The organism is Streptomyces halobius, assembly GCF_023277745.1.
GTDB lineage: Bacteria > Actinomycetota > Actinomycetes > Streptomycetales > Streptomycetaceae > Streptomyces > Streptomyces halobius.
This window is the reverse complement of the sequence record NZ_CP086322.1, coordinates 8682245-8705788: the sequence shown is the minus strand read 5'-3', so window position 1 is coordinate 8705788 and position 23544 is coordinate 8682245. Positions and strand designations below refer to the sequence as shown.

Sequence of the window (23544 nt, the reverse complement as noted above, 5' to 3'; positions counted from 1 at the left end):
TCGCTCGCGGGTCACCGCGCCGCCCCCGCCAGGTGCAGGTAACCCTGCCCAGGCACCGGCCGCAGCACCAGCCGGTGGTGGTACAGATCGTCGAGAAAGACCGGCACCTGGTGGTAGCAGAACACCGAGGCAGGCCACGTTCGCGATCCGCGGGGTGTCCAGGAACAGTGGCAGCTCGGCCAGGAGGTACCGCACCGCAACGCGTAGCCGCCCGTCCGTCAACCGCTGCCCAGCGGGAAGGCGGCGCTCCAGCGTCCATGCCGACGCCCGCAGGCAGGTCCGGGCGAAAGCGGGATCAGCCTGGTACTGCGCTCGACCTGCTCCAGAAGCTCCTGGTAGTCGGGCTTCCTCGCCAGCGCCTGTCCGTCGAGGATGAGAGCGTCCGGTGCACCGATGCCGGCTTCGGACAGCGCCCGCGTGATCTTGTTCCGTACGTACTGACCCTGGCGGCGGGCCTTCCACGCCGCCTTGTCCGGCGCGTACCCCAAAGCCTCCAGGGTGAAGGCGGCCGCCGTGTCCGGCACGAAGAAGTGGACGCGGGGGAAAGCGCCGAGTGCCCAGCGGGCCGGGCCGGCGATCCGCTCGGCGGAGAAGTGGCCGTTGAACGGGCTGACGTCGACACATGCGTGAGCGCGGGCGGCGCGAGCGACCTAATCCCAGGCCTCAACCGCAGGGGTCGGGCCGACACCTCACTAGCCGTTCGTGGCACCAGCGCACCCCACGGGCCCCAGTCTGCGCGGGAGCTCGAACGGCTCGGGCGTATCAAGAGGTCACCGTGCGGCGGGCTCGCACCACCAACACCAACGAGTGATCAAGCGTGTGGGTGTTGACATTCGGTTGCCTCGGGAGGCGCCGCTCTGGTTGAGGGCGTCGAGGACCAGTCCGGGCAAGGCATTTGCCCAAGGCCAGCGGACGTCAACACCGGTGTACTGGCGGGTACGAAGACGCCGAGCGTTTGCCGCTCTGTGCTGAGGCATCGAAGCCCGGATGTGCCTAGACATCCGCCTGGCACCCGCATACCCGCCAACAACTCCGTTGTGGTGACCGTCTCGGAGGCGCCAGACGCCGCTCGATCTCATGAGAGCCGTCGGACCGGCTGGTTGGTTCAAGGCGTCCGCCCGGCGCCCACGAAACCGTCACCACACCGAGTACCGGGACGGCGCGCCGCTCTATGCGGAGGTCTCAGTGGACCCGGTTCGCCGGAGGCATCGCAGCCCCGTACTCGAACATCCCGAGAAGCCTCCGCTCCATCGGGACGCCCTTAACTACGGATTAGGTTCGCCGGGCTGGTGTCGTGGCGGTTGGATGTGCGGTGGCGTGCGATCCGACCGCTGGAGGGGTGGTGGCCGAGCCTGTCCGCGTGCGCAGACTGACCGACCAGGAAGGGCAGAAGCTGCAGCAGATCGTGCGTCGCGGCAGCACCAATTCGGTGCGCTACCGGCGTGCGATGATGCTGTTGGCCTCAGCCGGCGGGAACCGCGTGCCGGTGATCGCCCAACTGGTGCAGGCCGACGAGGATACTGTCAGGGACGTAATCCACCGGTTCAACGAGATCGACCTGGCCTGCCTGGACCCTAATTCGTTGGTAGCGGCACCGGCGCGGCTTCTCGGAGCACTGCCGGACTGTTCGAGTACGGGACCGTGACGCCTGCCTGGACCCTCTGATTGAGGCCTTCATTGAGAGCGGCCCTAAGAATGTGAGGCGGTCCGGGAGGACTGGGTGTGGCTGACGGGATGTTTGCCCTCGATGGCTCTGTGCGAATGGCCGCCCGGCCCTCCGGGACGCTCCGACTGCTGATCGAGAGCTGCGGGCATCGCTGGTTAGGGACCTGTCGGCGGAGTGTTCCTCGGACTACGAAGGTTCAGGCCACGGTGGAACGGAGCGACACGGTTGAGCACCTCTGATCAGCGGATATGGGTGGGCGTCGACGCGGGCAAGGGACACCACTGGGCGGTCGCGGTGAACGCCGACGGTGAGACGGTGTTCTCCCGGAAGGTCGTTAACGATGAGAGCGAAATCTTGCAACTCATCGCTGCGGCCTGTGATTCGGCCGACGAGGTGCGGTGGGCGGTGGACATCTCTGGCCGAGCCTCCGCGCTGCTGCTTGCCCTGCTGGTCGCCCACGGCCAGCAGGTGGCCTACGTGCCCGGCCGGACCGTCAACCGCGCCACTGACGGCTACCGGGGTGAAGGCAAGACTGACGCCAAGGACGCCCTAGTCATCGCCGATCAGGCCCGGATGCGCAGGGATTTCACCCCGATCAAGACGCCGCCTGAGCTCGTTTCCACCCTCCAACTTCCGACCGCCTACCGCCGGGACCTCATCGCTGACCGAGTCCGGTTGATCAACCGGCTGCGAGATCTGCTGGTCGGCATCTGCCCGGCCCTGGAACGGGCCTTCGACTATTCCCCGGCCAAGGGACCCGTCATCCTGCTGACCGAGTACCAGACCCCGGCCGCCCTGCGGCGTATCGGTATCAAGCGGCTGGCCTCCTGGCTGGAGCGCCGCAAGGACCGAGGTGCCAGTGACGTCGCGGCCAAGGCCGTGGAAGCCGCTGCCTCGCAGCACACTGCGCTGCCCGGCGAGAAGAAGTCCGCAAACCTCGTTCGCGACCTCGCCCACCAGCTCCTGGCCCTGGACGAGCGGATCAAGGACAACGACCGGGAAATCCGCGAGACCTTCCGCACCGATGAGCGCGCCGAGATCATCGAGTCCCTCCCCGGCATGGGCCCGATCCTGGGTGCCGAGTTCATAGCGATCGTCGGTGACCTGTCCGGCTACCGGGACGCCGGCCGTCTCGCCTCCCACGCCGGTCTGGCTCCCGTGCCCCGCGACTCCGGCCGCAGGACCGGCAACTACCACCGGCCCAAACGGTACAACCGGCGCCTTCGCTGGCTCTTCTACATGTCCGCTCAGACCGCGATGATGCGCCCAGGACCGTCGCGGGATTACTACCTCAAGAAGCGTGGTGAAGGGCTGCTCCATACCCAGGCGTTGCTTGCCCTTGCTCGCCGTCGCGCGGACGTTCTGTGGGCCATGTTGCGTGACGAGAGGCTGTTCACCTCTGCGCCGCCAGTCGCGCAGGCTACTTGACACGATCATTGAGATTCGCACAGTACCCGGCCTGTGCCTCTCCCCGGCCTGTTCCTCCCCAGGCCCGTACCCCCCCGCCCGTAACTCGTGACCTGGAGGCGCAGTAAGGTTCCCCTAATCGTCGAAGGCTGGCAGTCGATGGGCAGGTGGAGGCAGCGGTGGACTACTGCGAGGCGTGCCGTCGCCATCTCAACGGAGCTCTGGTGTGCCCGGGATGCGGCACCGCCCAGCCGGCCGCGGATGTGCGCGGGAGCGGGCACGGCAGTGGGCGAGGGCACGACCTGCCGACGGAACACCGGCCGCGCTCCTACCCGTTGTACGACGCTGCCCTGTTCGACGGCGACGAGACAGGAGCGGGAGCAGGTACGGGACAAGGGGCAGGACCAGGAGCGGGACCAGGTGCGGGACCGGGTGCCGGACATGGGGCGGCCCCGACGCCGGAGTCACGAACGATCGACGCCCGCGGCAACGCTGGCGACGGAACGGAGCCCGCTCCCGGCGCGCGCCGCGACCGGCGCCGTACGCCGACCTGGAAGCGCGGCGAGGACACCCCCCGGAGCCCGCGCTCGCCAGCACGGGCGAAGTCGCGCGGGGCAGCCGTGTGCCTCACGCTCGGCTTGGGGCTCGTCCTCGTGGGCGGCGGCCTGACCATCGGCGCGACCGTGTTCGGTGGCTCCGACGATCAGGGGTCCATACCCGCCGTAGGAAGTGACGCGACCGCCTCCACTGACCCGCTCCGAGCGGGGGACGAGGGTGCGCCGCCCCCGTCGTCGCCGTCCAGTAGCCCGAGTGCCAGTGCCACCGCCGGCAGCGCATCGGTCAAGCCCGCCGTCCCGAGGCGTCCCGCGGCGCGCACGCCCGCTCCGCGCACCTTCGCCCCTCGCCCCGCGCCCAAGCCGACCGAGAAGCGGATGCTGCCGCATCGCCCGGCTCCGGCTTGGACCGGGTCGGCCTGCTTCTTCGGCTGGTGCTTCGAAGGGGACAAGGGGAAATAGCAAAGGGGCGAGGGGAAGTCGCAAAGGGGTGAGGGACAAGGGGCAATGGCGGGCCATTGTTCCCGGCTGCTGGTCCGGCTCCCGTCGTACGAGCCGGACCCGAACCAGTGGTCAGCCATGGGCGGTCGGCGGTCGATTGAGTCCACTGAGCATGACGCCTCGGATGTAGTGTCGGCGCCCGGCGTCCGGGGGAGGTCGTCCAGGCGGGCCCCGTCGAGGTGCGGCGCTTCGGACGGCTGGCGCCGCGACCGGAGCGGCCGTCCCGGAGTGTCCCGTGAGGGCCCCACCTGAGGTCCGCGCCGTGGCAAGGCCGGGTGCATCGAAAGTCCGGGGCGGTGAAAGGCACAGTGCGGTGCTGGGGCGTGTATCGAATGTGGATCTTCGGGTCCGCGCCGATAAGGCGTACGCCTCCCGCAAGAACCGCGCCTACCTGCGGCGTCGTGGCATCCGCCGCACCATCCCGGACAAGGTAGACCACGTCCGCAACCGCAAGAAGCTCGGCTCGCGCGGCGGTCGCCCACCAAAGTTCGACAAGATCGACTACCGCGAGCGCCACGCGGTCGAATGCGGCATCAACCGCCTCAAGAGGAACCGAGCCGTCGCCACGAGATACCACAGACTCGCGGTCCGCTACGAAGCAACAGTGCTGGTCGCGGCCATCAACGAATGGATATGACTGGACCCACCACGTACCGGTCGCTAACCTCGGCCCTCATGAACCAGCGGCGGCAAAAGAAGCTCACCCGGCGTCTCTTCAACGCAATTCTGATGGGTGACACCGCCGTCGTGAAGGCGGTACTGCGGGCTGGGATCGCCCCCAACAAGCCGGACAGCGCGGGTACCACCCCTCTGTATCTGGCATCCGTCACCGGAGAAGCGGACATCGCCCGCCTGCTCCTCAAGGCCGGCGCCTCCCCCGACACCGAGAGCAGCGGCGGATTCGGTTCGGAGGGCACTCCGCTGTGCGCAGCCGCGTGCTGGGGATACACCGAAACAGTACGCGAACTGTTGGCGCACGGCGCCGATCCCAACCGGCGCGAAGACCATGGAACCGGCCGCTCCTCGCTGGACTGGGCCAACGAAGGCCCCCACCCTGAAACCGCCGAACTTCTCACCGCGGCGGGAGCCACCACCAGCGGGCGAACCACGTAGCAGCGGCGTTCGTCATCACGAATCCCGTCAGCTGGATGGATCTCAAGAGCCACTTCGCAACAGGCCCTAGTAGGGCTCCGTTAGGTCTTCCCGATCAAGTTCGGGGGGAGCATGTTGGTCGGATGGACGTGCGGCAGGTTCAGGGTTTGCGGGCGGGGTTATCAGCGTTTGTGGCGGATGTGTTCGCATCGGTGCCGCGGAAGGATCAGCGGGCGAAGGGGGACTGCTATCTGCGGGGATTGATGCTGGACGGGCGGCGCAAGTCGATCCAGCCGATGGCTGAGCGGCTGCCGGACGGCAACGAGCAGAACCTGCAGCAGTTCGTGAACCAGTCCACCTGGGATCCGGTGCCGGTGCGGCTACGGATCGCGCAGCGGATGGTGCCGCTGATCGGCCCGGATGCCTGGGCAGTCGATGACGTGTCGTTCCCCAAGGACGGCCGGATGTCGGTGGCGGTCGCCCACCAGTACTGCGGTGCACTGGGCAAGCAGGCCAACTGCCAGGTCGCGGTGAGCATGCACGCAGTCACCGACACCGCGTCGTGCCCGCTGCAGTGGCGCCTGTTCGTGCCCGAAGAGTGGGCCGCAGACGCCGACCGGCGGCACAAGACGGGGATCCCCGAGGACATCGGGCACCAGGAGAAGTGGCGCCTGGCCCTGAACATCCTGGACGAGCTGGCCGGGTGGGGCCTGGCGCCGCCGGTGGTGGTGGCCGACGCCGGCTACGGCCAAAACGCCGACTTCCGCGACGGCCTGGAGGGCCGCGGCATCAAGTACGTCGTCGCCATCCGCTCGGATGTGACCGTCCACCCGCACGATGCGGTGCCCACCGCACCGCCGTGGTCCGGCAACGGCCGCAAACCGCAGCCCCGCTACCGCGACAAGCCGCCCCCAGTAGCCGCACTCGCCACCAGCCATGGACGGCAGGCTTTCACCGACGTTACCTGGCGTGAAGGCTCACGCGGACCAATGCGTTCACGCTTCCTGGCCCTGCGGGTCCGGCCGGCCGGAGTGCGGGTCCGTCGTCTGACCCAGTCCGCCGCCGTCGCCGGGCACGGCTCTTGGGACGGTGTCCTGCCCGAGGTCACCTTGCTGGTCGAGTGGCCCGAAGGCGCCGCAGCGCCGACCGACTACTGGCTGTCCAACCTGCCCGAGGACACCCCGCTCGCTGTCCAACCTGCCCGAGGACACCCCGCTCGCCGAACTGGTCCGCCTGGCTAAGATCCGCTGGCGCATCGAGCACGACTACCGGGAACTCAAGCACGGCCTGGGCCTGGACCACTTCGAGGGACGTTCCTGGAACGGCTGGCACCACCACGTCACCCTGGTCACCGCCGCCCACGCCTTCCTCACCGAACAGCGGCTCTCCCCAAAAGCCCGCACACCGGCCTCACGCTCTACCAGGTCCTGGACGCCCTCCAGACCCTGCTGAACTGCTGGACCGGCACCTGCACCACCTGCCACCGCCCCCTGCCCAGACGATCAGGCAGACGCCGCCCGCCAAGACCCACACCGACCTAACGGAGCCCTACTAGGTACGGATCACACACAGCGCGAAACGCCCTGAGGAACAGGGCACGGTACGAGCGCCGGATGATCCCGGTGCCGAGCCCGCGCGGACCTGTGGCGGCACACACGCCACCACACCGCCCTCCGGACTCATATCCATGTACGGTTCGCTCTCGACCCGCCCGTCCGGACATCGGTCGTCCCAGGCCGCGCACGCGTGCCCGCCACCGTCGGGTGCATCGCCCACCGCGCATCGCCCACCGCCCCGGCGACAACGCCGACGTTCACCATGTGCGCATGCCCCTGGGGCCGCACCTCCTGGGCGGCCCCCCAAGCGCCCGAGGCACAGCCCAGCAGCAGCACACCGAGGACCCGGCGGAGCGCAACGCGGGCCCAGGGCACGTGTCCATAACCGTGACAATAAGCAGCACGCCCAGCCGAATACTCGCCAACGCGGACGATGTCACCCGGAAGAGCCCGAAACCGACGAGGCGCCCGACCTCCCGGAGGCTCGCGACGCCAAGTCCCGAAGTATGCAGCCGCTTTGAGCTGAGCGAGACAGAGTCGTGAGGCGCGTTCTCCTGCTACCGGGGCAACATCGCCGCCGCGCACCGGCCCGCCTCGCGGTGACCGCCGGGGACGGGACCACTGCGGGTGCTCCGGTGCCCGAGTTCCTGGCCGAGGGCTGGAAGGACACCGCTCCGGTGCCGACGCGGACCCTGTACCGGGCGTTCACGACCGAGCTGACCCCGGCGGAACGGACCGCGTGGGAGAAAGGGGGAGTCCGGTCGCCGGGCGGCCTCGGTCCGTCTGCGGCGGCCCGAGGAGACCCACGGGCGCGTGCGGGAGATGGACCACACGTTGCTGCCGTTCCTCGTGCTGCCGCCGAAGGGAAGGGCGCTGAGAGTCATTGCGCCGGTTGTACCACCGGCAGACCAAAAGACTGCGGGTCAGCTACTCCCCCAAGAAGGTCGGCTTCTTCCAGAGGAGGGGATTTTACGGCGCGCGGAAGGCCAGGACCGCGTTCTGGCCGCCGAAGCCGATGGAGCTGCTGAGTGCCGCCCGCAGGTGATGGGGGCGGGGTGCCTTGGTGACGACGTCCAGATCGATGTCGGGGTCGAGGCGGTCGAGGTTGGCGGTGGGCGGAAGGGTCTGGTGTTGCAGGCTCAGCACGGTGACGGCGGCTTCGATGGCGCCCGCGCCGCCGATCGAGTGTCCGAGGACGCTCTTGTTCGCCGTCACCGGCGGCGGTGTGCCGAAGACCGAGCACAGGGCGCGTGCTTCGGAGAGGTCGTTCTGCTGCGTGGACGTCCCGTGGGCATTGATGTGGTCGATGTCCGACACCGACAGGCCGGCATCGGCGAGCGCCGCGCGGATGGCCCGTACCACGCCTTGGCCCTCCGGGTCGGGTGAGGTGAAGTGGTAGCCGTCGGCGGAGGCTCCGTATCCGGCGACGAGGGCACGCACCGGCGTATGTCTGGCGCGGGCGTCTGCCAGCCGTTCCAGTACGAGGACGCCCGCGCCCTCGCCCAGCACGAACCCGTCCCGGTCCGCGTCGAACGGCCGACACGCACTGGCCGGGTCGTGCACCCTGGTGGACAGGGCTCCCATCTGGCCGAACCCGACCGCGGGCATGGGTCTGCAGACGCTTTCGCTGCCGCCGGTGATCGCGATGTCGCACGCTCCGGAGCCGAGCAGGTCGCGGGCGACGCCGATGGCGGTGCCCCCGGACGCGCAGGCGGTGGAGGTGACCAGGCTGGGGCCCAGTGCCTGGAGATCCGCGCTGATCTCGCCGGCGAGCATGTTGGACACCGCACGCGTGATGCACAAGGGAGAGACCGCCTTGTGCCGACCGCTGTTGAGCAGGCCGTAGTCCTGGGGAGCGTGGTCGTTGCCGCCGTTTCCGTTGCCGAGGACCACGGCGACGCGGGCCCCGTCCCAGGCGGCGGGGTCCCATCCGGCGTCGGTGACCGCTTCGCGGGCGGCGACCAGCCCCATCTGGATGAACCTGTCGATACGCCAGCTCAGCCGGCGCCCGAGGCGGGCCACGGGGTCGAAATCGGGCACCCGGCAGGAGAAGTCCACCGGGAGGCCGGCCAGCTGCTCGTCCGTGGCCGCCAGCGACCGGCCGGAGAGCAGTCCGTCCCACGTGGCGTGGACGCCGACCCCGGCCGGGGTCACCAATCCCAGTCCGGTGACCGCGACGTCGACCGCCGTCATGGGCTGGTAGGGGTGGTCGACGCGTCCTGCTGGGCGGTGTCCGCGCCCGCGGCCTTCCCGTCGTCGCGCCTCTCGTCGACGACCTGGCAGAACTCTCCGAGGGTCGGCTTGAGGTCCTCCTCCGTCAGATGAACGCCGAGCCGGTCCTCGATGATCACGCTGAGTTCGGCAATCGAGAGCGAGTCGAGATCCAGGTCCGTGAAGGTGGCGTCGGGTTGGATGATGTCTTCCGGCACGCCCAAGTGCTCGGTGAGCAGGCCGGCAATCCATTCGTATGTGTTGTTGGTCATCCGGATTCCTCAGGAAGGTGGGTGTGGGGGGTTGGTGGTCTTCGCGGCGCGACGCGGCCCATACACATCACAGCCCGGCGCGCGCCGTCACCTCGTCCAGCTCACGCATCCACAGCCGCACCAGGCCGTCGCAGCTCCCGACCGCCCGGTCAGCGACGAAGCAGATGTGCGCGGTGGCTGCGTAGCTGGACAAACAGGCCGCGAGCGCATGGCCGGCCGGCAGGAGGATCAGTGGTACGGCTTCGGTGACCACCCGGTCGCCGAGGCGGAGACGCTGCCCCGGTCCCGGAACGTAGGAGGCCAGTACCGTCGTGCTCCGCGGGTGCAGATCGAGTTCGAGGAGCCACCGGCCGAACCGCTCGGGGACCAGGCGCTCCAGGGCGCCGGCGTGGGCATTGAACAGCGATGAACGGGCCTTCTCCGTACGGGTCTTCACGTACGCCAGTCGGTCAACCGGATCGTCCAGATCGGCCGGCAGCCGCACTGCCGAGCCCAGCACCGCGTTCCCTCTCTTGCCCGCGTCCTCCCGGCGCCGCAGGGTGACCGGCACCATCATGCGCATCGGTTGCCGGCCGAGCGGCCGGCCATGTTCCCCGGCCCACGTCCGGAGAGCGCCGGCGAGGGTCGACAAGTACAGATCGTTGGGGGTTACTCCGTACGCGGCGGCGATCTTCCGGAGTCGGGACAGTTCCACACTGCCCCACGCATAGTGCAGTTCGCCCGTCAGGGGAAAGCTCCGCGGTACGAGACGAGCGGCCCGGCGCAGCCCGTCGGCGGCGCTGATGCCTTCGCGGACGGCGGTCGCCAGTTCCGCCGCTGTGCCTCGGCGGGCCACCCGCCCCGGCAGTGGTGGGCCGTCCGCGTGGGAGGCGGCGGGCCCACCGAGGGTGCCGCGCACGATTTCGCTGAGCAGCATGCCGTCGAAGTGCGCGTGGTGACCCCGCAGTACGACCGCGAACTCATCGGGGGCGTAGCCGTGCAGAATCCAGACGCCCCAGAGACGTTCCGGCAGGGGTGCGGTGGCCAGGTCCCCCAGCGCGGCCCGCAGCCCGTCCAGCCCGGTTCCGGCAGCGACAGATGTACGAAACACATGGTCTTCGGCGGCGAACGGGGCACCCGCCCCGCTGCCGGGCCCACCGGGTGGCGATTCCGCGAGCTCCGGATAGCGGGCTACCGCGAGGTCCACCAGGAGACACATTTCCTCGTGGGAGGGCACGTCACCCGTGATGCGGCTGACGCCTCCCACCGCCACCGACGTGCCCGGATGTGCCGCAGCGTAATCGAAAAAGGCTCCCTTCCATGCCCTTGCGCCGTCCTGCCGTCGTGCTGGGGGAACCGGGTCTCGTCCAGCAGTGGCCTGACGAAGGGCATCTCGGAGACCCATGTCGATCCCTTCCTGAAAGAGTTCCTTCAAGGTCGCCCGGCCGCTGTGTCCGCGCCGTCGGCGGTGACGAGGAGACATGAGGGCGAGGCTCAAGGCGATGTTCCGTCAGATAAGATGGCATTCACGGGGAATTGGGCCGAACGTGGTGTGTCAGCAGCCCGACATCTGCCGCACCCGGCGTTCAGCGACACCCGGCACAAAGTCAAGAGCCGCCTAAAGAAGCCCACGGCGACGCCTGGCGAGTTCACCGAGAGTGGCCATGGAGTTCTCCGAGCCCCCTAAAAGCGAGGGGCCGTCCCCCACGAAGCGTTCACATACACCGATGTGAGCGCCGTACACCTCGTCCACGGCGTCGAATATGCGCCGGCGGATCATACAGGAATCCGCGCATATAGCACGGTGCATGGCACCCCAGGCGCGCAATCGGGTTATGAGAACGCGGTGATCGGCCGACCAGAGGCCGGAGAAGCCGGTGGCGGGATGCTGGGGCGGCGTCATGGAAGGCCGCACGGTGCGCTGATAGTCGGACGGGGGGAAGGACGCGGTCAAGCGCATGGCGGCAGCGCTCGCGCGCAGGAAGACGTGGGTGGCTTGCGCTCCCGGCCCGCAGGAACGAGCGCTCGGTGCGGCCAGCGCGTCCTGCAAGCCCACGATGGCCGCTTGGGTGAGCGCGAAGAACAGGCGGTGCCCGTGCATCCATCGTTGCTGGGCGGGCGCGTCCGGTGTCAGCCCTGGTGCCGCGACGGGAGCCAGGCGGGCCGCGTCCAGAGCCTCATGGAGCGTGGGTTCCGCGGCGGCTTCGGGCAGCGAGGCCATCGCACTCACCGTGGTGGTCAGCGCCTCGGAAACCAGCAGGGCGGCCGATACGCCGGAGACCCGGATGACACCGAAAAAGGCGTCGTAGTCCGCTTCCCGTGGGTCGGACATCGGGCACGGGAGAAAGCGAACCGGGCGGTCCTCTCGAACGGATGAACACCACAGCGACTCCACCCTCTCGGGCAGCTGCTCCGGGCCGGGGAGCCGGAGTTCGACACGACATGGACGCATAAGCGACACAGTAGACAAACTATAATAAGACCGCTATTTTTACGTTATGGGCGATGAGTTTGCAGCGGCGATAGAAACAGCCACCAAACAACTCGTCGCGCACTGGCGGGCGTTGGCAGCCCGAGAGGTACCGGTGACCCCGCCGTGTGAACCCGGCTTCCTGCGCACCGCGCTGCCGTCCGCGCCTCCCGAGCAGGCGGAGGGCCTCGGGGAGATGCTGGCCGACACCTGGAACGTCATCGTCCCCGGCTTGACCCATTGGCAGCATCCGGCATTCCTGGGCTACTACCCGACCAACAACTCCCCGGCGTCCGTGCTCGCGGAGTTCGTCACGGCGGGGCTGGGCGTACAGGGCATGATGTGGTCGACATCGCCGGCGGCCACGGAGCTGGAGCAGCTGGTCACGGACTGGCTGGCCCAGGCCCTCGGCCTGCCGGAAGCCTTCCGCCATTCGAGTGGCCGCGGCGGCGGAGTCATTCAGGACTCCGCTTCCTCGGCGGTACTCGTCGCCATTGCCGCGGCCCTTCAACGGGCGTCGCTGGGGCGATGGCGTTCGGCCGGAACCGAGGGCCGCTACCGGATGTACTGCACGGAGCACGCCCACTCCTGCGTTCCCAAGAGCTCCCGGCTCGCCGGCCTGGGTGAACCACAGCTCATCGCCACACTGCCGGGAACGGACCGGATGGATCCCGAGGCGCTCGGCGCGCGGATCGACACCGACCGCAAGGCCGGCCTCGTCCCCGCCATCGTCATCGCCACGGTCGGCACCACCAACGCCTGCGCCGTCGACCCCGTGCCGGACATCGGCCGCCTGTGCCGGCAGGAGAACGTGTGGCTGCACGTGGACGCCGCCTACGCGGGCTCCGCGGCACTGTGCCCTGAATACCGGCACCTCAATGACGGCATCGCCCTCGCCGACTCCTACGCCGTCAACGCCCACAAGTGGATGCGTACGGGCACCCCGTGCGATGTCCTGTGGACCGCCGACCGCACCGCGCTCACCGACGCCATGAGCATCACCCCCTCATACCTGCGGAATCCCGCGACCGACTCCGGCCGGGTCGTGGACTTCCGCGACTGGCAGGTGCCGCTCGGCCGCCCGATGCGTGCCCTCAAACTCTGGTACGTGATGCGGGCCCATGGCGTGCGAGGTCTGCGCGAAGCCATCCGTCACGACGTCCGCCTGGCGGCCCAGCTCGCACGCCTTGTCACCGCCGAGCCCGGGTTTCACCTGGAGGCGCACGAACTGGGCCTGGTCGTCTTCCGTCGCGACACCGACGAGGACACCCGTGGTCTGATCTCCCGCCTGCAAACCGACCCCACGCTCCTGTGTACCCCCGCGAGCGTCAACGGTCGCCCTGCCGTACGGGCCGCCTTCGGATCTCCGTACGCCGACGCGGACACGGTGCACTACGTCTGGGAACGGATCCGCGCCCACGCCCAGGGCCCGGGGAAACTCTCGGCCTCCGGTTCCGGACGCGGCACCGTGTGACGCCGCCCCAGGCGCCTTCGCCGAGCCCGCCGGTCAACGGACCGGCCGTCAGCGCGGCCTCGACCGCAGGACGTTGCACCCCTGCCGCATCAGGCCGGGCACCGCTCCCTGGTGCGTCGCGGTCGCCGCTGTCCAGACGCGTTCCCCCGCGGGCTCGTCGTACCGGATGAACGTGGCGAACGACGCCTGTCCGTCGCCGACGTGGAAGACGAGACGTGTGGTCATGGCCCCGGAGTTGGCCTCAAGCCGGATCCAGTTGTCGCCGCGTTCGCCGATCTGCCAACCGGCCACGGTGTCCGTCGCTCCCAGCGGCCTGAGGCGCAGGCCGAGCCGTTCTCGCCAGGTCTGTTGCCCCAACTCGCCCGCGGCGTCCTCGAACGTCGCACGGGCCCACTGTTCGGCCGACCAGTCCGTGGCGTCACTCGTCGTGAGCGTGAAGCAGTCGGCGTAGTCCGGGTCGGCCATGGCGCTGAGGGAGCGGATGACCTCGGGAACATCGCTTTGCTGGTGGGCGGTTGGCGCGGCGGTCCCCTCCACCGCGCTCTCCGCCCCTGCACCACGGTCGGTCCCTGCTTCGACGTTCATACGCCTGACTCCTCTCGGGTCGGTCCCAGTGGCGGCGCTGCGTCCGAGTAACATACATGCATGACTGTATGTAAGGAAGGGTGATCACGCTGGAGACCTCCGAGAGTGCCCGGCGCACGCAGGCGGGCCGGCGCGCGCGGTCCAGGAGCGCCCTGCTGGAGGCAGCGGCACGGGGGCTGTCCACGTACGGGTACGCCAACTTGGCGCTGGGACGGGTGGCCAGTGAGGCGGGCTACACACGTGGCGCGCTGTACCACCAGTTCGCCAACAAGGAAGATCTGGCACTGGCGGTGGTGAAGTGGGTCGAGGAGACCTGGTACGCCGAGGTCGGCCGGCTCGCCGAGGAAGCGGCCGACCCCGTCGAGGCGCTGCTCGCGATGGCACGGGGCCACGCCGTCTACTGCCGCCGCGACGTGGCCCGCGTCATGACCGCACTGAGTGTCGAGTTCCTCGGGCAGGACCATCCGGTCGGCCGGGCGATCACCGAGGTCGGCGAGCGGTTTCTCGCCGACAGCGCCGATCGGATCGCCGCCGCACGTGCAAGCGGCGCGATCCCGCCCGGCCCGCCTCCCCGGGAGATGGCGCAGGCCTGTCTCGGCACCCTGGAGGGGCTGGTGATCAAGCTCGCCGGGCACGCCCCCTACGACGTCGAACTCGCCGAGCGGGCGGTCCGAGGCGTGCTCGGTCTGCCGCCCGTGCCCCTCACCACCGGTCCGCAGAGCGCGGGGGCGCCTCAGTCGCTGTAGTCGTCAGCCCTGAAGCGCAAGGGGCGTCCAGCCACCGGCGCGCACCGGCACGGAGTCATCCCGATGAGACTCCCCACACCGCGCACGCGTAGCTCCCGGCGGTGACGGTTCCGGACACCATCGCCGTCTCAGGACAGCCCCGGAGCGTCCGACAACCGCCGGGTGACGGGCGCCGAAGCGCAGAAAGCGGACGGTCGAACGCACCGCCTGTTCCTGCACCCGCGCGGCGGCGCGTCCGGTCAGCACGACGTCGCGTGGCGCGTCGTCGCGCCGCAGGATCCGGATCAGCCCGTCCCCGCGGCCGAGGCTGACGCACGTGATCCAGTAGCGGAAGCGCAGCGGTTCCGGCCGGCCGCCGTACGCCTCTCGCAGCAGTGTCCCCGCGGCGTGGGACCCGGTGGGGAACGCGGTCGCGCAGGCCATCCGCGGCCCCGCGCATGCGTCGCCGGCCGCGACGACTTCCGGGTGGGAGACCGACCGCAGTGCCGTGTCGACGCGGATGCGTCCGGTCGCGTCGGTCTCCAGGCCGGCCTTCTCGGCGAGTTCGGTGGTGGGTGCCATCGCCGCCGTCGAGACGACGGCGTCGGCGTCGACCGCGTCGGGCGATTCCACGGTCCGGCCCTCCTCGATGCGCACACCGGGCCGGCCCAGCGCGGCTCTCACATGTTCGCGTCCGCGTGGGGAGAGGTCGGGGCCGATCTGTCCGGCGGTCACCAGGCGTACGCGCCAGGCCGGGTGCGCTTCGGCGATTTCGGCAGCCATCTCCGTGCCTGTCAGGCCGCCGCCGACCACGGTGAGTTGGCCGGGCCGACTGGACAATGCTGCCGCGAGTCGGGCGGCTGTCCCGGCTGTGTATACGCGTGCGCCGCCGGCTCGCGGTACGGCTGCCGAGGACGACGATCCGCTGCCGGTCGGAATGCGAATTCTTCGTGGTCATCAGACGAAGCGGCCCGGCGGACTGTGACACCGCCGCGTCGGCGTCGCCGGGATGGACGGGGCCGGGGCGGGATGCAGTGGGCGGGCAGCGGCGGCACGATAGCGGCAAGCGGCCGTTCCCTCGACATCCACCGAATTCCTGGCCGAACGGAGGGCATGCACATGTTCCTTGCTTACGTGGTCGTCACCGTCATCACCATGGTGGTCAATGCCGGGGCCGCCATCGCCGACTTCCTGAAGGCCGGGTTCGTCCTTGCCAATGCCGAGGAACTGGGCCTCCGGAAGTCCTGGATCCCGTTGCTCGGCACCTTGAAAGGCGCCGGAGCTGTCGGGCTGCTCCTCGGACTCCTGGGTGTGCGGTTCATCGGCATCGCCGCCGCGATCGGACTTGTGCTGTTCTTTATCGGCGCCCTCGCTGTCCACTTCCGCACCCGGGTTTTCCACAATATCGCCGCGCCGGGAGGCTACTTTCTGCTGGCCGTCGCCTCTCTCGTCCTCGCCGTGGCGCACTGAGACGTCGACGCAGTGTCAGGCGGGCGGACCGGTGCGCGGACGGAGGAACCCGGCTGTCAGTCCGGCAGCGGTTCGGGGATTCTGGACGCGACGGCCGATCGCAGGGAGCGCCGTGTGGACATGCCGAACGAAGGGCGTTTCGCCGCCGGACGCTTCCTGATGCGGCACGCCCCAGTGCTGCCCTTCGCCCTGCTCATCGGCGGCGCCTTCCTGGACTACTTCACCGCGCCGCGCTTCAGCGCCTCCGCCTTCTACTCGGCCGCGCCGATGACGGCCGCTCCCCTGAGCCTGAGAGTCACCGTCCTGGCCGGGCTCGCCGCCTGCGCCGCCGACGCCGTCGTCCTCCTTCACTTCGGCTTCCTCGGACATTACAGCGGCGACACCGAGCTGGCGTCCGTCGCCACCGTCGGCGCCATCGCCGTCCTCGTCAACCGGCTGCTGCACCGCAGCCACGTTCAGCTGCGGTCCGCCCGCAGCATCGCCGTCGCCGTGCAGCGCGCCGTGCTGCCGCAGCCGCCGCGGCGCATCGGTCCGCTGCGCGTCGCCGCACGCTACGAGGCGGCCCAGGCGGAGGCGCGGATCGGCGGTGATCTGTACGCCATCCATGACACCCCGTACGGCGTGCGCTGCCTGGTCGGCGATGTCCGCGGCAAGGGGCTGGGCGCCGTCCGGGCGGTCAATATCGCGCTCGGTACGTTCGGCGAGGCCGCGGCGGAGGAACCGACACTGGCCGGGCTGGTGGCCCGGCTCGAACGGGCCACGACCCGGGAGGCGGCGGAGCGGAGCGGCGTCGAGCCCGTCGAGGGGTTCATCACGGGCGTGCTGGCCGAGATCCCGCACGGCGAGGCCGAGCTGCGGCTGATCAACCGGGGTCACCCCGCACCGCTGCTCCTCCGCCACGGCACCGTCTGGAGCGCCGAGCCCTCCGAGCCCGCGCTGCCCTTGGGGCTGTCGGCGCTCTCTGCCGTGGCGAATCGCGTCGACACCGTGCCGTTCCCCGCGGGGACCACCCTGCTGCTGTATACCGACGGCATCGTCGAGGCCCGCAACCGCGCCGGGACCTTCTACGACCTGGCGGGCCGGCTCGCCGGACACGAGTTCTCCGGGCCGGACGCCCTCCTCGACGCGACGCTGGCCGACGTCCAGCGGTACACCGGTGGCCACCGGGCCGACGATGTGGCCCTGCTCGCCGTCACGCACGGCGACGACGGCGAGAACGGATGCTGACCCGCGGCACCGGTCCCGGATCCCGGAAACCCCGAAGGTCCGCCCGGCGCGCCGGGCGGCGTGCCGGGCGGACCTCGCGTCCGACCTCAGCCCTCGGGCCTCGGGCCTCGGGCCTCGGCCGTCCGTCTCAGGCAGCGGGCCGGCCAGCCGGCGGGCGGACGACGGCTTCCGGTGTTACGGCGCCATCTCGTACGCCCCCGACAGCGCCGCCACCCGCTCCCAGATCCGGGTCGAGCGGGCCTCGTCGACGACCGGGCGACGGACCGCGCCCAGCGCCCACCGCTGCTGCGCCGCGGTGGCCGAGTCCTTGCCGTGGAGCTCGACGGCGTGCGCGGAGAAGTCGCGTACGAGGACGGCGAAGAGCTCGTCGAGCACCTCTGCGTCGAGGCCGGTCAAGTTCGCCTGCTCCAGGATCAGTTGACCGTGCACGACCAGCGCGAACAGCTGGCCGACGGCGAGCAGGAGGTCGAGATCGCGGCTCTGCTCCTCGTCGGGCGCGGCGGTGGTGACGAACTCGCACAGGGCGTCCGCCTGCTCACGGAAGCGGCCGACGTTGGGCACCTCGGCATACGCGTCGTAGGCGGTGCGCCAGTCGTGGAAGCGTACGGAGCCCAGGCCGCGGGCAGGTCCCTGGCGGAAGAGGAACGCGTCGTCGGCCGCGTCGAGACGGGTCGGCACGGGCGCGTAGTCGGCCGGGTTCAGCAGGTGGTTGCGCATGAACTTGAGGATCAGCGCGAGGTTGACGTGGACCGTGCCCTCCAGCTTCGGCAGTCCCCGGATCTCGACGGCGGCCTGGGCGAAGTAGTTGTCCTTCTCGAAGCCCTTGGCGGCGATGACGTCCCACATCAGGTCGATGACCTTCTCGCCCTCGGTGGTCACCTTCATCTTCGTCATGGGGTTGAAGAGCAGGTAGCGGCGGTCGTCGGGGCCGGCGGAGCGGAAGTAGTCGACGGCGCGGTCGCTGAACAGCTTCATCCCGACGAGGCGGACGTACGCGTCGGTGAGTTCGCGGCGCACATGCGGGAAGGCGGTGACGGGGCGGCCGTAGAGGATGCGGTTGTGCGCGTGGGTGACGGCCTCGTACATCGCGTGCTCGCAGATGCCGACGGAGGCGGTGCAGAGGTTGAACTTGCCGACGTTGACGGTGTTGAGGGCGGCGTCGAAGGCGGCGCGGCCGGTGTGCAGGATCTCGTCGGGGCCGACCGGGTAGTTGTCGAGGCGGAACTCGCTGACGTACTTGGACGAGTCGACGACGTTCTTCACGAGGTGGTACGCCGGGTGGCGGCTGTCGGCGGCGAAGAAGACATAGGCGTCCGGGCCCTCCATGTCGGTGCGGCGGCCGAAGACGGAGACGAGCCCGGCGGCGTTGCCGTTGCCGATGTAGTACTTGGAGCCGCTGGCCCGGAAGCCGCCGCTGCCGTCGGGCTCCAGCAGCATGTCGGTGGAGTAGATATCGGCGCCGTGGGACTTCTCGGACAGGCCGAAGGCGAACACCTCGCCCTGCGAGAGGAGTTCGGCCGCGCGGCTGCGAGCAGCGGCGTTGTCGCTCTGCCAGACCGGGCCGAGGCCGAGGATGGTGACCTGCCAGGCGTACCAGTAGTCGAGGCCGTAGAAGCCGAAGATCTCGTTGAGGGCGGCGATGCGGGCGGTGTCCCAGCGCTTGTCCGGCTGCTCGTCGGCGGCGACGGAGGGCGTGAGGAACGTCGCGAACAGCCCTTCCTTGGCCGAGAAGGCGAGGAAATCCGCCAGCCAGGCGCGGGAGCGGTAGTCCTCGATCAGCTTGCGCTTGCCGCGCTCCTCGAACCAGTCGACGGTGGCGCGCAGCAGCCGGCGGGTCTCGGGGTCGAAGTGCGCCGGGTCGTAGGTACGCGGGTTGAACAGCAGGGGGTCGGCCATGGGTGGTCACCTTTCTGGCTTGGGGACGGGGCGTCTTGCAGGCTGGGAATGGGGCGTCTTGTGGGCTTGATGGCGGTGTGTGTCTTTTGGGCTTGGGACGGGGCGGTCTTCCGGGCCGGGATTGGGGCGGCGTCGTCGGTTCAGTGCTTGGACGCGAGCCGGTGGAGGGTGGCGAGTACGTCGTCGAGCCAGCCGAGCATCATGCGTTCGTACTCGATGCCGCCGCGCAGTACGACATGCTGGAGTTCACGGCCGGCGTCGGGCGGTCCGGGGCCCTCGGGCCCGGTGAAGTCGCGTCGCTCCCCCGCGAGGTAGTGCGCGAGCCGGTCGGTGTGCGTCTGACGGTGCCGCTCGACCTCGTGGATCAGCGCTGTCGGGTCGTCGAAGGCGGCGCCGCGGATCTTCACGGCGAGGTCGTGCCGGACGCTTTCGGGTCCGCTCGGCTCGTGCAGCCACTGGGAGAGAGCGGTTTGGCCGAGCGGCGCGACGGAGTACTCCTTTTTGTCCGGCCGCCCTTCCTGCGGCACCTCGCGCACGTCGACCCAGCCGTCGCCCTCCATGCGCTTGAGGACGCGGTAGATCTGCTGATGGGTGGCGGTCCAGAAGTATCCGATGGACCGCTCGAACCGCCGGGCCAGCTCATAGCCGGATCCCGGCTTCTCCAGCAGGGAGACGAGGATCGCGTGTTCGAGCGCCATGCTCCGATCCTTCTGTGCAACGAGTTGCATAGACAAGAGGCGCCGCCCAGGTGAGACACGGGTCACCCGGGCGGGCGGGTCACCGCCCGGAATCCCCGTCGCCCCGCCGGGCCGGCCCTCGCCTGCTTTCCATGCCCCCACTGCCTTCACATGCAACACTGAGAACTACCCAACGTCCCACCTTTCCAAGGGACTTCGGTGAACGGGAGGGTTCATGGCCATACCCGAGAAACCTGACGCGCCACCTCCGCACGCCGCACCACGGCGCAGCCACGACGAGGCCACCCGGCTGCTGTGCGCGGGCACCTACCTCGACGGCGAGTTCCGCCGACGCGTCATCGATGAGCTGGTCGGGCACGAGGAGCGCCCGATCGCCCCGTCACTCGGCATCGACGCCGTACCGGTCCTCGCGCACGCACTGCGCGCCCGCCGCTGGGAGGCGACGACCGGGCTGGCGCTGCTGGTCATCTGGGCGGTGTTCATCACGCTCGGGGTCTCGGGGGCCGGCTCGGGGACGGTGCTGCCCATCCCCTGGTTCCTGACGTACGGGCTGCTCTGCCTTCTGTCGTGGAGCGTGCGGGCCTCGGCCGGGCAGAGTGTCTCCGTCTTCACTCTCGACCGTGCGGCGATCAAGGAGGCCACACGCGGCCGGCTGAAGATGGTACTGCCGCTCGTGCCGTTCCTGGTGGCGGTCGTGTACTGGGCGGCGGTGCTCTTCTCGCTGTTCAGCGGCGTGGACGCATGGGCGGGCGCGGTGTTCCCGTTCCTGCTGGTGATTCCCGTGTGGTCGTACCGCGCGCACCTCGTCTCCGTCATGTGCCGCAAGCTGAGCCGTACGGCCTATGCCGAAGCGCCCCGCGAGCAGCTCCCCGACAGCGACCGGTTCCGGCGCATCGGCAGGGCCATCGACCGCGAACAGCATGCGCCGCTGGGGATCTACAACGCGTTCCGGCCCTTCGTCGGTGCCGGCCAGCCGCACAAACCGTGGTCGTTCGCCATCGAGTTGAAACCCCGGACGCAGCCGGCCCCGCAGGTCCCGCCGGGCACCGTACCACCGGCGGACGCCGGGCCGGGGTCCAGGCCGGAAGCCGGGCCGGCGGACTCCCGCCGTCCGGCCCCCGAGCCGCTCACCGGACGCGAGGTCATCGACCTCATCAAGCCGCAGCTGGAGGCGCTGCGCACCTCCGCCGCGGCCACCGGCCGGGACCGCCTCCGCTCCCTGGAAATCGACGAATTCGTCTATCTGCCGGCCGGGGTGGAGCGCGGGGAGGCCAAGTACGACCCGGCCACCGTCCAGTGGCACCTCGACGGCGCCGTCGGCGACGGTGGCGAGGCGCGCCGTCACTTCCTGCGGATCCGGGTCGGCGCCTGGGACGAACAGGTGGTGGTCTCGCTGCTGGTCCGCGTCCACACCCAGGGCGGGATGCTCGTCCTGGAGGTCGTGCCGCATGTGCTCACTCCGGTGCGGCCGGAGTTCATGGCCGTGGATGTGATCACGGCACGCGGCGCGGGCGATCCGCTGCGCAACGCCGTACGCGGACTGCTGACCAGCCCCACGGCGAACCTCGCGGCCGGGATCTCCCTGGTCCGGACGGCCGTCGCGGTCTTCCGTACCTGGCTGGCGGCACCGGAGTACGCACAGCCGGACGGGCCGGTCGCCTCGGTACGGGAGTTGGGGAGCGTGACGGAGGTGTCCCTGTTCCAGGAGATGGACATCAGCCGCTATGTAAAGACATTGCAGGACCGGATCGTGAGCGGGGTGCGGGAGGCGCTGCGGGTGAAGGGGTACGAGACGGGTGAGTTCGAGCAGCACATCATCAGTGTGAGCACCGGCGGGGTGTTCATCGGGGCGATGAGCGGGGGTGCGGTCACGACGGGGAAGCGGTCCTCGGCGAAGCATGTGGACGTGGGCAAGGACATCGCCAGGGGAGGCATTGCGTCATGACAACGGGACCGGCGGAACCGGCGCAGGAAGGCCAGGGCCCGGCACAGGAGGGGCCGGTGCGGGGAGAGGCTGCGGGTCGGGCGACGAGGGCAGCCAACACACCCTCCTCACAGTCCGGTTCGGGAGGTATCACGGTCGGCGTGATGACCGGTGGTGCGGTGGCGGCCGGAGAGGGGGCCCGCGCCGAGGACAGATCGCTGCGCACAAGCCAACCGCCACCGCCGCCATTACCCTCGGGCGAGGGAGCATCCGCGCCCCTTGGCGGCGTCGGCATCGGAGCGATGACCGGCGGCGCCGCGGCTTCCGGCCCCGGTGCCAAAGCGTCCGACGAATCGACACAGTTGATCGGCGTGTCCCCCGAACTCCGCACGGCTCTCAGCGCCTTACGTGAGCAGCTGGCCGCCCTCGCCCCCGCCGCGGAGACGGACGAAGTCGGCACCCAGCTCGACGAGGCCGAGGCGGAAGCCGCCGCGACGGGACAGGTGAGCCGTGGCCGTCTGCAGTGGCTGCGCGAGCGCCTCGAACTCGGCGCGACGGCCGCGGCCGGCCTGGCCTCGGCGGCGTCCGTCGTGCAGGCCATCGGCCAACTACTCGGCTGACAAGGGTAGTTGACATGACGCGATGGGATGAGGAACAGGAAACCTGGGTTCCGGAACCGGCCACGGACAGACCCCCGACGGGCGACAATCCCCGGCCCCAGCGCATGCTGATCGTGGCGGTCGCCGCGGCCCTGCTGGCCGGGGTGGCGGGGGCCGGGATCTGGGCGCTGACACGCGAGTACGGCAACGGCGGCCCGGACCGGACGGGCTCACCGCCCGGCGTCGGTTCCACGACGACGGCGTCGGGCCGGCCCGCTGAGGTGACGCAGCCGTGCCGGGTGGCCGAGGACACCCTGTTCCAGAAGTGGCGTCTGAACCAGGGCAGGCCTTCCAAGCAGAGCTCGCTCGGGAAAGCCTGCTGGTGGGAATCGTCGTACACCAGGTACCGAACCACCTTCATGCTCATGTTCGCCGCATCGGACCCCGGCATCGGCCCGAACGCGGATCCGGTCACCATCCCCGGTGTACCCGCCGCGTCGGCCGCGCCCAGCAAGGGCCGCAACGCCTGCATGGTCGCGTGGCCCGCGTCGTTCGGAAAGGTCATCATCAGCGCTACCCGGCCGACCAGCGCGCCGTCGCGGCACATGTGCGCCCTCGCCGCCGATTTCGCACGCGACCTGGCCCCGAGACTCCCGAGGTGACGCACGAGATGGACGGAACGGACACACCCGCGACGGACGGCACCTCGCGGGTCGCCATGAGCGAGGCGGCCATCGAGCTGCTGCGCCGGCTGCGGGAGCGGCACGGGCCGCTGATGTTCCACCAGTCCGGCGGCTGCTGTGACGGCAGTGCCCCGATGTGCTATCCGGAAGGAGAATTCCGTACGGGATCGTCGGACGTCCTGCTGGCGCGGCTGTCGGTGGCAGGGGTGCCGGAACCGGTGGGGTTCTGGATGTCGGCGGAGCAGTTCACCCGCTGGCGGCATACGCATCTCACCGTGGACGCCGTACCGGGACGGGGCAGCGGCTTCTCCCTGGAGGCACCCGAAGGCGTCCGTTTCCTGATCCGCTCCCGGCTGCTGACCGGGGAAGAACGCGCCCGGCTCGGCGAGTAGGTCACGCCTCGCGCCCGGCGCACCGGACGAACAGCGAGGAAGACATGGTGAGGCCCCGTGCACGGGGGATAACACGGGGCCTCACTTATAAGAACGGGCGGGAGGCGCCGTAGGTTCCCTCTCCGTGAAGATTCCGCACGAAATTCCGGCCCCAGCTGTGATC

Annotated in this window: 19 protein-coding genes and 4 pseudogenes; 14 read left to right on the top strand and 9 right to left on the bottom strand. The window is 69.8% G+C overall.

Annotation, left to right across the window (positions count from 1 at the left end; translation table 11 throughout):
• Positions 1-189 precede the first annotated feature (189 nt).
• Positions 190-581 (bottom strand): annotated as a pseudogene (locus K9S39_RS39565) (tRNA-dependent cyclodipeptide synthase); the annotation flags it as partial.
• Positions 582-1342: 761 nt separating this feature from the next.
• Between K9S39_RS39565 and K9S39_RS39560 the strand changes: the two are divergent.
• The 6 genes and pseudogenes from K9S39_RS39560 to K9S39_RS39540 form a co-directional block, all read left to right on the top strand.
• Positions 1343-1576: pseudogene (locus tag K9S39_RS39560) on the top strand (helix-turn-helix domain-containing protein); the annotation flags it as partial.
• 315 nt (positions 1577-1891) lie between these two features.
• Positions 1892-3094 carry an IS110 family RNA-guided transposase gene (locus K9S39_RS39555; RefSeq protein WP_248868107.1) on the top strand — a complete coding sequence of 401 codons (1203 nt, stop codon included), beginning with the start codon at positions 1892-1894 and terminating at the stop codon, positions 3092-3094.
• Positions 3095-3240: 146 nt separating this feature from the next.
• On the top strand, positions 3241-4089 hold the full coding sequence (locus tag K9S39_RS43420; protein ID WP_454896233.1) for an SCO2400 family protein: 849 nt from the start codon (positions 3241-3243) through the stop codon (positions 4087-4089).
• A 379-nt stretch (positions 4090-4468) separates the two neighbouring features.
• Positions 4469-4765: pseudogene (locus tag K9S39_RS39550) on the top strand (transposase); the annotation flags it as partial.
• Positions 4766-4803: 38 nt separating this feature from the next.
• Positions 4804-5241 carry an ankyrin repeat domain-containing protein gene (locus tag K9S39_RS39545; RefSeq protein ID WP_248868105.1) on the top strand — a complete coding sequence of 146 codons (438 nt, stop codon included), beginning with the start codon at positions 4804-4806 and terminating at the stop codon, positions 5239-5241.
• Positions 5242-5363: 122 nt separating this feature from the next.
• Positions 5364-6672: pseudogene (locus tag K9S39_RS39540) on the top strand (IS701 family transposase).
• A 1073-nt stretch (positions 6673-7745) separates the two neighbouring features.
• Here the strand turns inward: K9S39_RS39540 and K9S39_RS39535 are convergent.
• The 4 genes from K9S39_RS39535 to K9S39_RS39520 form a co-directional block, all read right to left on the bottom strand.
• Positions 7746-8969 carry a beta-ketoacyl-[acyl-carrier-protein] synthase family protein gene (locus tag K9S39_RS39535; RefSeq protein WP_248868104.1) on the bottom strand — a complete coding sequence of 408 codons (1224 nt, stop codon included), beginning with the start codon at positions 8967-8969 and terminating at the stop codon, positions 7746-7748.
• Positions 8966-9259 carry an acyl carrier protein gene (locus K9S39_RS39530; protein WP_248868103.1) on the bottom strand — a complete coding sequence of 98 codons (294 nt, stop codon included), beginning with the start codon at positions 9257-9259 and terminating at the stop codon, positions 8966-8968. Before K9S39_RS39530 ends, K9S39_RS39535 begins: the two co-directional genes overlap by 4 nt.
• Before the next feature lie 67 nt (positions 9260-9326).
• Positions 9327-10475, bottom strand: a complete 1149-nt coding sequence (locus tag K9S39_RS39525; RefSeq protein WP_248868102.1) for a WS/DGAT domain-containing protein — start codon at positions 10473-10475, stop codon at positions 9327-9329.
• 381 nt (positions 10476-10856) lie between these two features.
• Positions 10857-11570, bottom strand: a complete 714-nt coding sequence (locus K9S39_RS39520; protein ID WP_248868101.1) for a hypothetical protein — start codon at positions 11568-11570, stop codon at positions 10857-10859.
• 166 nt (positions 11571-11736) lie between these two features.
• On the opposite strand from K9S39_RS39520, the gene K9S39_RS39515 reads away from it, so the two are divergent.
• Entirely contained in the window at positions 11737-13182 is a 1446-nt protein-coding gene (locus K9S39_RS39515) for a pyridoxal phosphate-dependent decarboxylase family protein (protein ID WP_248868100.1), read from the top strand.
• A 48-nt stretch (positions 13183-13230) separates the two neighbouring features.
• Here K9S39_RS39515 and K9S39_RS39510 read toward each other — a convergent pair whose 3' ends face one another.
• Positions 13231-13767, bottom strand: coding sequence for a hypothetical protein (locus K9S39_RS39510; protein WP_248868099.1), 537 nt, complete (start codon positions 13765-13767; stop codon positions 13231-13233).
• An 80-nt stretch (positions 13768-13847) separates the two neighbouring features.
• Between K9S39_RS39510 and K9S39_RS39505 the strand changes: the two genes are divergently transcribed.
• The gene (locus K9S39_RS39505; protein WP_248868097.1) at positions 13848-14513 is read left to right on the top strand and encodes a TetR/AcrR family transcriptional regulator; all 666 of its coding nucleotides are present in this window, start codon (positions 13848-13850) and stop codon (positions 14511-14513) included.
• 3 nt (positions 14514-14516) lie between these two features.
• Here K9S39_RS39505 and K9S39_RS39500 read toward each other — a convergent pair whose 3' ends face one another.
• Complete coding sequence (locus tag K9S39_RS39500; RefSeq protein WP_406708190.1) at positions 14517-15431, bottom strand: FAD-dependent oxidoreductase; 915 nt, start codon at positions 15429-15431, stop codon at positions 14517-14519.
• A 180-nt stretch (positions 15432-15611) separates the two neighbouring features.
• Here K9S39_RS39500 and K9S39_RS39495 point away from each other — a divergent pair, with 180 nt between their 5' ends.
• Positions 15612-15962, top strand: coding sequence for a DoxX family protein (locus K9S39_RS39495; protein ID WP_248868094.1), 351 nt, complete (start codon positions 15612-15614; stop codon positions 15960-15962).
• Between the two features lie 120 nt (positions 15963-16082).
• The gene (locus K9S39_RS39490) at positions 16083-17189 is read left to right on the top strand and encodes a PP2C family protein-serine/threonine phosphatase (RefSeq protein ID WP_248869182.1); all 1107 of its coding nucleotides are present in this window, start codon (positions 16083-16085) and stop codon (positions 17187-17189) included.
• 174 nt (positions 17190-17363) lie between these two features.
• Here K9S39_RS39490 and K9S39_RS39485 read toward each other — a convergent pair whose 3' ends face one another.
• Both K9S39_RS39485 and K9S39_RS39480 read right to left on the bottom strand, forming a co-directional pair.
• The gene (locus K9S39_RS39485) at positions 17364-19085 is read right to left on the bottom strand and encodes an acyl-CoA dehydrogenase family protein (RefSeq protein WP_248868092.1); all 1722 of its coding nucleotides are present in this window, start codon (positions 19083-19085) and stop codon (positions 17364-17366) included.
• Positions 19086-19225: 140 nt separating this feature from the next.
• Positions 19226-19783, bottom strand: coding sequence for a PadR family transcriptional regulator (locus tag K9S39_RS39480; protein ID WP_248868091.1), 558 nt, complete (start codon positions 19781-19783; stop codon positions 19226-19228).
• A 214-nt stretch (positions 19784-19997) separates the two neighbouring features.
• Between K9S39_RS39480 and K9S39_RS39475 the strand changes: the two genes are divergently transcribed.
• The 4 genes from K9S39_RS39475 (at position 19998) to K9S39_RS39460 (ending at position 23381) form a co-directional block, all read left to right on the top strand.
• The gene (locus K9S39_RS39475) at positions 19998-21728 is read left to right on the top strand and encodes a hypothetical protein (protein ID WP_248868089.1); all 1731 of its coding nucleotides are present in this window, start codon (positions 19998-20000) and stop codon (positions 21726-21728) included.
• Between the two features lie 281 nt (positions 21729-22009).
• Positions 22010-22327 (top strand): hypothetical protein, encoded by a 318-nt coding sequence (locus K9S39_RS39470; protein ID WP_248868088.1) that lies wholly within the window; start codon positions 22010-22012, stop codon positions 22325-22327.
• Positions 22328-22341: 14 nt separating this feature from the next.
• Complete coding sequence (locus tag K9S39_RS39465) at positions 22342-22968, top strand: DUF3558 family protein (protein ID WP_248868086.1); 627 nt, start codon at positions 22342-22344, stop codon at positions 22966-22968.
• Positions 22969-22976: 8 nt separating this feature from the next.
• Positions 22977-23381: a DUF779 domain-containing protein gene (locus tag K9S39_RS39460; protein ID WP_248869181.1), complete on the top strand. Its 405-nt coding sequence runs from the start codon at positions 22977-22979 to the stop codon at positions 23379-23381.
• Positions 23382-23544 lie beyond the last annotated feature (163 nt).

Coding starts and splice junctions, on each gene's coding strand:
- K9S39_RS39545 (WP_248868105.1), top strand. CDS start 4,804: ATGAACCAGCGGCGGCAAAAGAAGCTCACCCGGCGTCTCTTCAACGCA.
- K9S39_RS39535 (WP_248868104.1), bottom strand. CDS start 8,969: ATGACGGCGGTCGACGTCGCGGTCACCGGACTGGGATTGGTGACCCCG.
- K9S39_RS39530 (WP_248868103.1), bottom strand. CDS start 9,259: ATGACCAACAACACATACGAATGGATTGCCGGCCTGCTCACCGAGCAC.
- K9S39_RS39520 (WP_248868101.1), bottom strand. CDS start 11,570: ATGTCCGACCCACGGGAAGCGGACTACGACGCCTTTTTCGGTGTCATC.
- K9S39_RS39515 (WP_248868100.1), top strand. CDS start 11,737: ATGGGCGATGAGTTTGCAGCGGCGATAGAAACAGCCACCAAACAACTC.
- K9S39_RS39510 (WP_248868099.1), bottom strand. CDS start 13,767: ATGAACGTCGAAGCAGGGACCGACCGTGGTGCAGGGGCGGAGAGCGCG.
- K9S39_RS39495 (WP_248868094.1), top strand. CDS start 15,612: ATGTTCCTTGCTTACGTGGTCGTCACCGTCATCACCATGGTGGTCAAT.
- K9S39_RS39490 (WP_248869182.1), top strand. CDS start 16,083: ATGCCGAACGAAGGGCGTTTCGCCGCCGGACGCTTCCTGATGCGGCAC.
- K9S39_RS39485 (WP_248868092.1), bottom strand. CDS start 19,085: ATGGCCGACCCCCTGCTGTTCAACCCGCGTACCTACGACCCGGCGCAC.
- K9S39_RS39480 (WP_248868091.1), bottom strand. CDS start 19,783: ATGGCGCTCGAACACGCGATCCTCGTCTCCCTGCTGGAGAAGCCGGGA.
- K9S39_RS39475 (WP_248868089.1), top strand. CDS start 19,998: ATGGCCATACCCGAGAAACCTGACGCGCCACCTCCGCACGCCGCACCA.
- K9S39_RS39470 (WP_248868088.1), top strand. CDS start 22,010: ATGACCGGCGGCGCCGCGGCTTCCGGCCCCGGTGCCAAAGCGTCCGAC.
- K9S39_RS39465 (WP_248868086.1), top strand. CDS start 22,342: ATGACGCGATGGGATGAGGAACAGGAAACCTGGGTTCCGGAACCGGCC.
- K9S39_RS39460 (WP_248869181.1), top strand. CDS start 22,977: ATGGACGGAACGGACACACCCGCGACGGACGGCACCTCGCGGGTCGCC.